Annotated in this window: 8 protein-coding genes and 1 pseudogene; 4 read left to right on the top strand and 5 right to left on the bottom strand. The window is 70.6% G+C overall.

All coding sequences use genetic code 11. The annotated features are described in order from the left end of the window. A pseudogene (locus ACFWY9_RS12690) lies at positions 1-171 on the top strand (HNH endonuclease); the annotation flags it as partial. 245 nt (positions 172-416) lie between these two features. On the opposite strand, the gene ACFWY9_RS12685 reads toward ACFWY9_RS12690, so the two are convergent. Then, positions 417-1,862: an MFS transporter gene (locus ACFWY9_RS12685; RefSeq protein ID WP_378338903.1), complete on the bottom strand. Its 1,446-nt coding sequence runs from the start codon at positions 1,860-1,862 to the stop codon at positions 417-419. 108 nt (positions 1,863-1,970) lie between these two features. Here ACFWY9_RS12685 and ACFWY9_RS12680 point away from each other — a divergent pair, with 108 nt between their 5' ends. From ACFWY9_RS12680 to ACFWY9_RS12670, 3 genes are all read left to right on the top strand, one after another. Continuing rightward, on the top strand, positions 1,971-2,555 hold the full coding sequence (locus ACFWY9_RS12680; RefSeq protein ID WP_378329958.1) for a TetR/AcrR family transcriptional regulator: 585 nt from the start codon (positions 1,971-1,973) through the stop codon (positions 2,553-2,555). A 106-nt stretch (positions 2,556-2,661) separates the two neighbouring features. Beyond that, positions 2,662-5,313: a class IV lanthionine synthetase LanL gene (lanL, locus tag ACFWY9_RS12675; RefSeq protein ID WP_378338902.1), complete on the top strand. Its 2,652-nt coding sequence runs from the start codon at positions 2,662-2,664 to the stop codon at positions 5,311-5,313. An 18-nt stretch (positions 5,314-5,331) separates the two neighbouring features. Continuing rightward, positions 5,332-5,463 carry a hypothetical protein gene (locus ACFWY9_RS12670; protein WP_378329960.1) on the top strand — a complete coding sequence of 44 codons (132 nt, stop codon included), beginning with the start codon at positions 5,332-5,334 and terminating at the stop codon, positions 5,461-5,463. A gap of 60 nt (positions 5,464-5,523) precedes the next feature. Here ACFWY9_RS12670 and ACFWY9_RS12665 read toward each other — a convergent pair whose 3' ends face one another. The 4 genes from ACFWY9_RS12665 to ACFWY9_RS12650 all read right to left on the bottom strand — a co-directional run bounded on the left by ACFWY9_RS12665 (position 5,524) and on the right by ACFWY9_RS12650 (position 11,294). After that, the gene (locus ACFWY9_RS12665; protein ID WP_378338901.1) at positions 5,524-5,949 is read right to left on the bottom strand and encodes a nucleoside deaminase; all 426 of its coding nucleotides are present in this window, start codon (positions 5,947-5,949) and stop codon (positions 5,524-5,526) included. 39 nt (positions 5,950-5,988) lie between these two features. Then, entirely contained in the window at positions 5,989-6,540 is a 552-nt protein-coding gene (locus ACFWY9_RS12660) for a hypothetical protein (RefSeq protein ID WP_378329962.1), read from the bottom strand. Between the two features lie 187 nt (positions 6,541-6,727). Then, positions 6,728-10,789, bottom strand: coding sequence for an amino acid adenylation domain-containing protein (locus ACFWY9_RS12655; RefSeq protein ID WP_378338900.1), 4,062 nt, complete (start codon positions 10,787-10,789; stop codon positions 6,728-6,730). Continuing rightward, entirely contained in the window at positions 10,773-11,294 is a 522-nt protein-coding gene (locus ACFWY9_RS12650) for an SET domain-containing protein-lysine N-methyltransferase (RefSeq protein ID WP_378338899.1), read from the bottom strand. Before ACFWY9_RS12650 ends, ACFWY9_RS12655 begins: the two co-directional genes overlap by 17 nt. Between the last annotated feature and the right edge of the window lie 227 nt (positions 11,295-11,521).

The following is an 11,521-nucleotide window of genomic DNA, read 5'->3' as shown; positions in this document are numbered from 1 at the left end:
GAGACCAAAGTGGACAATCTCGTCCTCCTCTGTTCCGTCCACCACAAGCTCATCCACCACTCCCCATGGGAAGTCCGCATCACCACCGACGGACTCCCCGAGTTCGTACCGCCCGCGTGGCTGGACGCGACCCGCACACCACGACGTAACACCATCCACCTCAGAACCTAAGCCGCCCGGAGCGGGTGCCCGGAGGTGGCCGCAGCAGGCACTCCACCTCTTAACGTTGGCATCGACGGCCGCCGCACCCAAAGAATGTCGTACCCGGGCGAGCACGCGGAGCGCTACTCTCAGGACAAGTGATGTCTCGCGTATGTCCTTTGTGGATTTCGAGGTAGCGAAGGCCCCCTCGAAGTCACGGCGCCCACTTTCCGAACACGCTACGCCGCCACACGCCAGGAAGCCGAACCCGGCACTCACCCCCGGCGGGCCGGAAGCCCGAGCCGGGCCTCACCCGCGATACCCTTGGCGAGTCCTACCCCGATCAATGCCACCAGAGCCGCGGCGCCGAACGCGAAACCGTAGGCCGTGTCGCTCGGGATCGTGCTGTCCGCGATCGGCATCGACGCGAGGATCGCCGCGCCGAGCTGGCTGCCCACCGCACCGCCCGCGGTGCGTGCCACGGTGTTGACGCCGTTCGCGGTGGCGATCTGGCCGGGGGCCACGGCGGCGTTCACCAAGCGGGGCAGCACCGCCATCACGAGGCCGAAGCCCACGCTGGCCACGGCGTAGAACACCACCAGCTGCCAGATTTTCCCGTGCCACAAAGCCAAAGCGGCGGCACCCGCGGTGACACAGCCGAGGCCGGTGGCGAGCGGGACACGTGGGCCGGCGCGGGTGTCGATGCGGCCGGCGAGCCAGCTGCCGGGCAGGACGAGCAGGGTGCCGGGCAGCATGATCAGGCCCACGGCGGTGACGCTCACTCCGAACCCGTAGTCCACCACGCCGGCGCGCGGGGTTTCGGCGAATTTGGGGAGCAGCACGAAGAGGACGAACTGGGCGGCGCCGAGCGCCACCGCGGTGAGGTGGGTCGGCAGGATCCGGCGGTGCACCAGCAGTTCCGGATCGATCAGCGGCGTCGCGGTGCGCTTCTCGACCGGCAGGAACACGGCGAAGGCGAGCACCGCCACCGCGAAGAGTCCCCATACCCAAGGCGAAGTCCAGCCCAGCGCCGGGCCCTGCGTCAGCGCGAGCAGCAACGCCGTCAGGCTCGTCGCGAGCAGCAGCACACCGGGGACATCCAGCCTGCCACCGCCCCGTTCCCGGCTCTCCGGCACGAAACGCAGTACCAGGCCGAGGGTGACCGCGACGAGCACCGCGCCGACCGCGAACAGCCAGCGCCACGAAACGTAGTCCACCAGCAGACCGCCGCAGACCAGCCCGAGCCCCGCCGAACCACCGACCAATCCCGAGGCCAGCGCGAGACCGGAAGCGACGCGATCGGCGGGCAGGGATTCGCGGAGCACGCCGAACGCCAGCGGCAGCAGGCCGAGGCTGACGCCCTGGACCGCACGGAACGCGATCAGCAGGCCGACGTTCCACGACACCAGCGCGCCGAGCGTGCCCACGAGATAGACCACGAGCACCCCGATCAGGATCCGGCGTTTGCCGTGGTGGTCGCCGAGTTTGCCGATCAGCGGAGTCAGCACCGCGCTCGCCAGCAGCGGCGCACTCAGCACCGCCCACGCGGTCAGCGCCGCGGTGGTGCGCAGCTCGTGCTGCAGCGTGGTGATCGTCGGGACGAGCATCGTCTGCATCAGCGAGTACGACAGCACCGCGAAACACATCGCGACGAGGATCGCGGTGCCCCGGCTCGTTCCGTCCGGCCGCCGGCACACCTCGGCCACCTTTGTCACATCCATGGAATCCCCTGTTCGACGCCCGATTCTCCCCGTGCGAACAACGTTCGCAACAAGGGAAGGCTACCCTAATAAAGACACGGCGTCGAGAAGGTGGGCTACGGTGATCGCGTGGTGACCCCAGGTGGTACCCGGCCGAAGCTGAGCCGGGAGCTGATCGTGACGAAGGCGCGCGCGATCGCCGACGCGTCCGGGCTCGACGCGCTCACCCTGCGGGAACTGGCGCACGCACTGGGGACGGGGCAGGCCTCGCTGTACCGCCACATCGCCGATCGGAATGAGCTGCTCGGCCTGCTGGTCGACGACGTCGCGCTCGAGTTCCCCACCGCCGACCCCGAGCTTCCGCCCCGCGAGCGGTTGATCCGGGTCTGGCTCGATCTCCACGCGTTCCTGTCCGCGCACCAGTGGGTGGCGAAGGTGATCGCCGAAGGCGAGTACGTCTCCCGCAACGCGGCGCCGTTCGCCGGGCACCAGCTCGCCTGCTTGACCGCGGCGGGAGTGCGCCCGGACGACGCCCTGCGCGCGTACCGGGCGCTGTACAACCTCCTGCTCGGCTTCCTGCTCAACAAGCATCCGATGGGCCATCACCTCGAACCGGCCGGACCCGCACCGTCCACAGAGGACGACGAGTTCCACTGGGCGGTCACCCGTTTCCTCGGCGGCCTGCTCCCCGCGGAGCACCCTGACGCGCCTTGAGGCAGGCCGCTCTGCCCTTTTGGCCTCACCACGAGTGATACCCACGCCGGGAAAGGCGGCACAGACTGATCGCACCCGTGTTCCCACGACCTGGGATGAGGTCAGGATGCCCGTCGAGGACGCCGATCTGCTCGCCGACTGCGCCGCCGCCGTACTCGCCCGGCACGATCCGGATTCGTGGCGGCACAAGGTCGACGACTTCTGGCATTTCGTGCTACCACGGGAATACCGGCACCGCGAGCAGGGCTGGAAGCTGCATCTGTCCGCCACGCCGTTGTCCGCGTGTCTCGTGCTTTCCCGGTCGATCGCAGTACTCGCGGAACACCGGTGCGCGTTCAAGTTCACCAAGTCGCTGCGGGAGCTGCACCGGCTCGTCGAGCCGAACGCGGACCGCACCGCGGCGGGCAAGTTCATCACGGTGTACCCGGACGACGACGAGCACGCCGCGGCGATCGCGGCCGAACTGCACGAGGTGACCTTGGGCCTGCCGGGCCAGTGGATTCTCACCGATCGGCGATACCGCGAGAATTCGCTGGTGTTCTACCGCTACGGCGCCTTCGACCCTGGTTTCGTGTTGTCCGACGGCGGCGAGTACGTCGCCGCGCTCACCGACGCCGACGGGAACCCGGTCGACGATCAGCGCGGCGTGGGCAAGGCCGTTCCGGAGTGGACACTGGATCCGTTCCACCCGGCGATCGAGCCCGTCCGGACACCGGGGTCCGTACTGGTCGGCGACCGCTACCGGGTCCGCACCGCGATCCGGCAGTCCAATCGGGGCGGTGTATACATCGCCGAAGACACCGAGACCGGCGAAGACATTGTCCTCAAACGATTCCGGCGGCACACCGGAGCCGCCACCGACGGGTCCGACTCGCGCATCCGGGCCCGCGCGGAAGCCCGGATGCTGATGGCGCTGGGCTCGTCCGGTGCCGCCCCGCGTTATCACGGCCTGTTCACCTGGGACGGGGATCTGTTCGTGGCCCAGGAGAAACTCGACGGCGTCCCGCTCCGCCGGTTCGCCGCCCGCGCGCTGCGCCCGACCGAGGGCGACAGCCTCGGCCCCGCCACCGAACTCGTGCTGGACCTCGCCCGCCAGCTGGTCGATCTGCTGGAGCGGGTGCACGAGGCCGGGTACGTGCTCGGCGACTTCACGCCGAACAACATCCTCGTCACCCCGGGAAACCGGCTGAAGCTGATCGACCTCGAATCGGCGTTACGTGCCTGGGAAGTCGGCCCGCTGCTGACCACGCCCGGCTACACCGCGCCGGAGATCCTCGGCCGGACCCGGCTGATCAACCCCGCTCCCGGCGTCCCGGTCGACCTCTACGCTCTCGGCGCGACGATGCTGTACCTCGCGAGCGGTGTGCATCCGCCCGCCTGCCCCGGCACCCGGATCGTCGAAATGGTCGAGCTGATGGCGACGCGACAGCCCGCGGTGGCCGCGCTGCGCACCGTCCTCTGTGGACTCCTCGCTGACGACCCCGGCACGCGGCCGAGTCTTTCCGTTGTCCGAGCGGCACTTCGCGAGCCGCGGCCGGCGCGGTACATCCCGCCCGCCCAGCCCGATCCCGACCGGCTGATCGCGGACATGCTCGCCGAACTCGAGGCCACCACAACCCCGGACCGGCCCGCACTGTGGGCGAATTCCACCGCCGGGAGCAGGCACGACCCGTGCTCGGTGCACGTCGGCGCCGCGGGTGTGCTCGCCGTGCTGAGCCAGGCCATGCGCGCCGGTTACGACACCGCGGAGCTGGTCGAGACCACCGCGGACTGGCTCGTCGACCGGCTTCCCCGCGAGCCGAAGATCGTCCCGGGACTGTTGTTCGGCCGCGCCGGGACCGCGGTGAGCCTGGTGGAAGCGGGCAGACTGCTGGGCGCGCCGGACGTCGAGGCGGCCGGGCTGGACCTGGCCGCCCGGCTGCCGATCCGCTGGCCGATTCCCGACGTCCACCAGGGAACGGCGGGCGCCGGCTTGGCGCTGCTCGCGTTGTGGCGCATGACCGGCCGCGCGGATCTGCTCGACCGTGCCCGCGCGTGCGCCGATCATCTCCTTGCCATCGCGGACATCGACGGCGACGTCATCAGCTGGAGCGCGTCGAGCGGGTCGAGCCTCGCGGGCACGAAACACTGGGGCTTCGCACACGGCGTCGCGGGTATCGGCACGTTCCTGCTCGATGCGGCGTCCGCCACCGGGGACGAACGCGGTCTCGACGCCGCGGCGCGCTGTGTACGAACCCTCGCCGGGATCGCCGATCGTGACGGACGCGCGGCGTTCTGGCCGAGCGGCGAAGCCGACGAAGGCGCGGACCGGATCCGGCTGACCGGATTCTGCAGCGGATCCAACGGAGCCGGCACGTTCCTGCTGCGCTATTTCGCCGCAACGGGAGACACCGAGGCAGCCGAACTCGCCGAGGCGGCCGCGTACGCCGTGCGCTGCGCGAACGCGGTGTCGACACCGGTGTGGTGCCACGGCCTGGCCTCCGACGGCGACTTCCTGCTCGACTGCGCGGACGTGTTCGGCGAGGCGCGTTACCTCGACTGGAGCACCGACACCGCGACGAGTCTCGCCTCCCGTGCCGTGCGGCGCGGCGAACGCTGGCTCACCCCCGATGAGAGCGGCGACGTGGTCGCGGCGTTCGGCAACGGCTTCGCCGGGCCGCTCTCCTTCCTGCTGCGCCTGCGTCACGGCGGCGACCGTCTGCTGATCGGCCCGCCGCGCTCAGCCGTCCGGGACGCCGTCCCGGCGATCATCGGGTGAATCGAGAGGAAGAGAACCATGGGCCTGAACATCAACGAACTGGACCTGCTGCCCGCGCTCGAAGCCGTGGACGGCGGGCCGGAGCTGATGTCGAGCTGCTGTCGCGAATGCAGTTCGTCCTTCATGGTCGTCAGCCACATCTGCGACTGACCGGCTGGATCGACCACTGTGGACAGTGGCGGCCCGGTCCCGATACCGGGCCGCCACTGTTCACCGGTAGTAGCCCTCCACGGGAACTCGCGCCTCGTCGTACAGGGCCGGGCCTTCGTGCGGCACCGGCGAAAACCCGCCCGACGGCTTGAGCGCGGTGACCTGCTCCGTGGACAGCGCGAAAACGACCCGACCGAGGCCGGAGCGTTCGATCGCGCCGACGCACATGCCGCACGGCTGGCAGCTGGTGTACATCGTGGTGGCCGCCGCGGCCGCCGGGTCGAGTTCACGCGCCGCCCAGCGGGCCAATTTCAGTTCGGGGTGCGCGGTGATGTCGGCGTCGGTGACCGCGGTGTTGCGTTCCTCGGCGAGGACGGCGCCGTCCGCACCGACGAGCAGGGAACCGAACGGCGGATTCCCTCGCCTGCGCGCCGTCGCGGCCAGCTCGATCGCCGCGCGCAGAAAGCGTTCGTCGTCGGGGGTCATCGAATCAGCGTAACCGGGACACGGCCGGAGGCACGAGATTCAGCGGCGCGGCCATTCGCTGTAGTCCCGGCGCATCGAGCTGATCACCGAGCTCATGTACTCGCCGAACGGATCGGCGGCAGGCGGGGCCGCGGGCTTGCGGCCGCCGTTCTCCTCGGCACGGCCGGTCGGCTCGACCGGCGGCGGAGGCGCCTCGGTGCCGTTGAGCTGCGCCGCGGCGGTCGTGGGGGCCGACGAGGCGCTCAGCGTCGCCATCCCGCTGTCGGAGACGGACGTCGAAGGCGTCGTCGGTGCGGACGACGTGGCGGGCGGCACCGGTTTCGCACCGGCCTCCGGTACGTCGCCGGGCGAGAGCAGGACCACGCCCGCCCCGGCGAGGACCACGAAGGCCCCGGCGCCGAACGCGAACTTCAGCGCCCAGGCGGGCCTGCCACGGTCCGGCGGCTCGTCCCCCGGGTCCGGCTCGGGCAGGGCGAATCCCGGCGGCACGGTGTCGTCCGTGATCCGGGGCATCGGACGGGTCTCCGACCGGTCCAGCAGTTCGGCGACCGTGGGCAGCTCACCGGCGTCACGGGGGGCCGGGTTGGCCATCAGCAAGACCTCCACACGCCGGCACGCGAACGATCCGGCGTCCGGCCGGGCAAATCCTACGAACCCGGCGGAATCTTGTACAGTGCCGGTAGATACCAAACCGGCCGGAAGTAAGCGTTTGCGCAGGTCCTGCGGCTTTTTTTGGTTGGCTTACTTCCGGCCTCATTGGTAAATACGCAACGCACAGTCACCAGCCTCGGCCGGGCCGCCGGTGTGCCGGGATCCCCAGCGCGTGGCGGCCGTAGCGCAGTGGCGTGAAATCGTCCTGCTTGCGGGTCGGCACCCCCTCGTACCGCAGGCCGGACAGCAGCACCTCGTGCTTCATCACGACGCTGTGCGCGGCGACATGGGTGCGCGTGCCGATCTCCGCGCCGTACAAGGGAACCGTGGCCGCGGCGAGCGTCGAGTGGGCGCCGACCACGATCCTGTCGATCTTGAGGACGCGGTCCTCGAACGTGTGCGCCTGGAACATGGCGTTCACGGTCGCGCCGTCCCCGATGTCCAGCATGTCCGGGTCGACGATCTGGGCGAACCCGTCGCCGAGGACGACCCGCTTGCCGATCTTCATCCCGGTGCGCCGCAGGAACAGCGGCAGCAGCAACGTGCCCTCCAGCCGCGAGATCGTCCCGGCGCCGATCCGTCCCCAGGCCACGTAAAGGAAGTCCCAGCGGCTGCACCAGCACGACCAGAGCGCGTGCGTACCGGGCCGCACCTTCCCCAGCAGTGTCCACTTGAGACAGAGCACCAGCAGCATCGGGAACAGCGCGGCCGCCGTCGTGATCGCCGCCACGCCCACCGAGTAGAACAGCCACGCGGGGAGCACGCGAGCAGCGGCGGCCACCGCCCAGAACCACGCGACGCCGATTGCCATCGGAACCACCGGGATGACGAACCGCAGCCACTCCCAGAACAGCCGGTCGACGTACCGGATCGCCGAGGGCTCGTAGGTCGTTTTCCGGTCGCTCGCCACGATTTCCCGGTGTGGCAGCTCGAACGGCGGATGCCCGAACCAGGAACTGCCCGGCCGGATCACGCGCTGGTCGGCCACCGTGCAGACCCCGAGCAGGATGCCCGGCGGCAGGGTCTGGCCGCCGCGGATCACCGCGTGGTTGCCGACGAAGGTGTCCGGCGAGATCCGCACCCGCCCGAGCGCCACGGTCCCCCGCTGGACGCGGGCGCCACCGAGGTAGATCCCGTCGGCGAAGAAGGTGTCCTTCCCGATCTCGACGAGTTCCGGCACGACGTCGATGATCGTGCTGATCTCGCAGCCGCGCCCCACCTTCATCCCCGCCCAGCGCAGCCAGACCGGCCAGTACAACCCGCCGGAAAGCCAGTTCCCCGCCGAAGAGACCAGCCCGGTCTTCAGCCAGACCCGGACGTAGCCGGGGCTCCAGCGGCTGATCGTGCCCGCGCGGATCCGCCCGAGCAGCCGCGCGGCGAGCGCTTCGAGCATCAGGGTGCCGACGAGCGTCAGGCAGGTCAGGACCGCCGCCGTACCCAGCAGCGGCAGGAACGCCTGCGGCGTCGTCAGCACCACGAGGAGCCGGTCGTAGGTGGTGATGTCGAACGCCAGGATCAGCGCGACGGCGAGCGCCGTCGCGGGGATGGCGAGCAGCCAGTCCAGCAGTGTCCGGCACGCGATCATCACGAGGCCGTGCACCACCGGGGACAGGTAGCTGCCGCGGATGATCGGTGTCGGCGGCGGGGGTGCCGGACCGACGGGCTTCGCGGGGACGCCGTCCCAGTACTGGCCGTCGGGAATCACCGCGTTACCGGGGAGAGACGACAGCGGCGCGAGCCAGGCGTTGGTGCCGACGCGGGTGTGCGGTCCGACCCCGGCCCGGACGTCCAGTACCGCGCCGTGCCCGAGCGAAACCGGGCCGACCACGAGGTTCCCGTCGTCGAACTGCACCAGCCGCACCGCCGCGTCCTGGCTCAGCGTGACGTCGTCGCCGATGTCGAGCAGATCCCAGCCGCCGCGGGCGAGGTCGACGCCGCGGTGGAGGTGCACCCGCCTGCCGATCCGCGCGCCGAGGGCCCGCAGCGCCATGCACTGGAACTCCGTCCCGGCGATCGCCCGCCACGGGATCGCCCGCACCGCGTGCCGCACGATCCAGTGCCGGAGGGCGAACCCGCCCCACACCGTCGCCCGCAGCGGCCGGTAGCGGCCGATGAGAATCCTCTTGACCCGTACCGCGAACCACACGGCCAGCGGCGTCGCCAGCAGCCGCAGCGGGAAGAACAGCAGCGGCACCGCCAGCACCAGCGTCACCAGGTCGAACGTGCCGGCCAGCCACGGGACGAGCCGGAACACCACGAGGAAGCCGACCGGCGCGAGCGCGAGCAGCTCGGCGAGCAGCAGTAACGTCTGGACCACGGTCACGCCGATCGGATGTCCGGGTTTCGCGGGCACCGGGAACCGGGTGGTCATCGGATCGCTCGTGGGCGGCGGGGCGGCACGCCGGGCCAGGCCGGCGATCGTGCGCGTCTCGTACAGATCCCGCACGGTGAGTGTCTCGGTGCGGGAATCCTTGCGCAGCAAGGAAATCACCAGGGCCGCCTGGAGCGAGCTGCCGCCGAGGCCGGTGAAGAAGTCGGCCTCGACCGATACTCCCGACGAGGAGAACACCTCCGCGACGGCCTGCGCGATCACTGCCTCGACCGGATCGGACGGGGCCACCCGCTCGGCGGCCGGACGGGCCGCGGTGGCGATCACCGGCAGCAGGTCGCGGCGGAGCTTGTCGCTGGTGCCTCGCGGCAGCCGGTCGATCCCGGCGAACAGCGTCGGCACCATGTACGCCGGAAGTTCCTTGCCCACCCGCGCTTTCAGGCCCGCGACGTCCAGCGCGGCCTCCGGTTCGGTGAGCACGAGATGCGCCGCGATGACCTGGCCGGCGCCCTCACCCTGAACGCGGCAGGCCGCCCCGGCCACCCCGGGGCAGCGGGACAGGCAGGTCTCGATCGCCTCCAGTTCGACGCGGTAGCCGCGCAGCTTGACCTGCGAGTCGATGCGTCCGTGGTAGAAGAGCGTCCCATCGGCTTCGGCGTGGACGAGGTCGCCGGTCCGGTAGACGCGGCCGAGCGCGGGATGGTCCGGGAACTTCCGGGCGGTCAGGTCCGCGTTGCGGTAGTAGCCCAGCGCGAGACCGGGGCCGGACATGCACAGCTCGCCCTTTTCGCCGCGCGCGACCGGATTGAGCTGCTCGTCGAGCACCCATGCCCGCATTCCCGGCACCGGGCGGCCGACGGCGATCGGCGCGCCGGGCCGGATCTCCTGCCACAGGCAGGTGACCGTGCATTCGGTGGGCCCGTAGCCGTTCATCATCCGCCGCCCGCGCGCCCATTTCTCCGCGACGTCCTCCGGCAGTGCCTCGCCCCCGACATAGACGAGTCGCAGTTCCGGTAGTTCTGTTTCGGGGTCCTGGCAAGCGGTGGCGCGCAGCAGCGTGGGCGTCGGCGCGAGGACGGTGACACGCTCGCGCCGCAGCCACGGCACGAGGTCCGGGCCGAGCCGCGCGGTGCTGTCGTCGACGACCACGACGGTGCCGCCGGAGGCCAGCGCGAGCCAGATCTCCTCGACCGACGAGTCGTAGGCCGCCGAGGAACCCTGCGCGACCCGGTCGCCGGGGCCGAGCCCGAACTCGGCGAGATCGGCTTCGACGAGGTTGACGATGCCGCGATGCGGGATCATCACCCCCTTCGGCCGCCCGGTCGTGCCCGAGGTGTAGATGATGTAGGCGAGGTCCTCCGGCGCGGGTGGCGCGGCGACCGGCCAGCCCGTCGTGTCGAGTTTCCGATCGACCCGCAGCACCGCGCCGCGATACCCGATGCGCTCGGCCCGTTCCGCCCCGGCGGCGTCGGTGACCAGGATCGCGGCCTCGGAATCGGCCAGGACGTGCGAAAGCTGGTCGTCCGGAAAGGCGGGATCGACGCAGAAATACGCCGATCCGGCCTTGAGCACGGCCAGCTGGGTCAGGTACAGGTGTTCGGACGTCCGGGGCAGCAGGACCGCGACGACGCAGCTGTGCGGGACGGCCCGGCGCAGGATCCGCGCGGCGGCTCCGGCCTTGTGCCGGGCCTCGGCGTAGGTGAGCAGGCACCGGTCCGCCCGGTCCGCCGAAGGCGGGATGTCCACGGCGACCGCGTCGGGCCAGCGGCTCGCGGCGCGTTCGAAGTATTCGTACAGCGAAGCCGGCCGGCCCGCCTCGTCCTCGACCGCACCACGCAGCGGCTCAATGTCCAACGACATGACGGTCATCCAGCTCACTGTCGAGTATGGACAACAGATGGCCGGCCAGCCACGGCCGCAGCCGCTCGCGCTCGGCGGCGGGCAGGAACCGGAAGCCGCGGATCTGCTCCTGGCAGCTCGCCGCGCCGCACCGGCAGGCGAACGGCTCCACCATCTCGTATTCGGTGGTGTTGTAGTTGAAGGTGATCTCCTGCCACGGCCCGATCGCGCGGACGCTGAACACCTTCCGGCCGCGGATCTCCACCGTGGGCTCGCAGCTGTGGTTCATGAACCGCCACGAGAACAGGTCCTGCACCTCGTCGTTCCCGCAGTCCGGTGGTACGTCGATGTGCTCGCCCGCGCCGACCTGCACGGTGTAGCGGGTGGGCGTGCCGGTCACCTCACCGCCGATGGTGAAGAGACAGGCGCCCGCCGCTACCGGCTGGGTCACCACGAGCCGGTATTCCCCGGCTTCGCGCAGCACCCCGACCAGCCGGGAAATACCGGCACACCACCGTTCACCCATTGCACAACCTCCCACCGGAAAGCGAACGCGGGCACGCCGGTCCGCGGCCACCCGCCATCGGGCGAGGGCCTGCGATCGTGCCGCATCCGTGAACACGACCCGGGCTCGTGCGGGGTTCAACCGGCGGGCGCGGAAACCGGGGAGAACGTCTCAGCGTCCTCACAGCGCCCGCGTGGGGAGCCTGGTCAGGGCCGGAAAAGCGCGAACCGGACGGCGCACGGCACGTC

Source organism: Amycolatopsis sp. NPDC059027 (assembly GCF_042739735.1).
Classification (GTDB): domain Bacteria; phylum Actinomycetota; class Actinomycetes; order Mycobacteriales; family Pseudonocardiaceae; genus Amycolatopsis.
The sequence above is the reverse complement of the archived record's forward strand: the minus strand, read 5'-3'. Positions and strand labels throughout refer to the sequence as shown.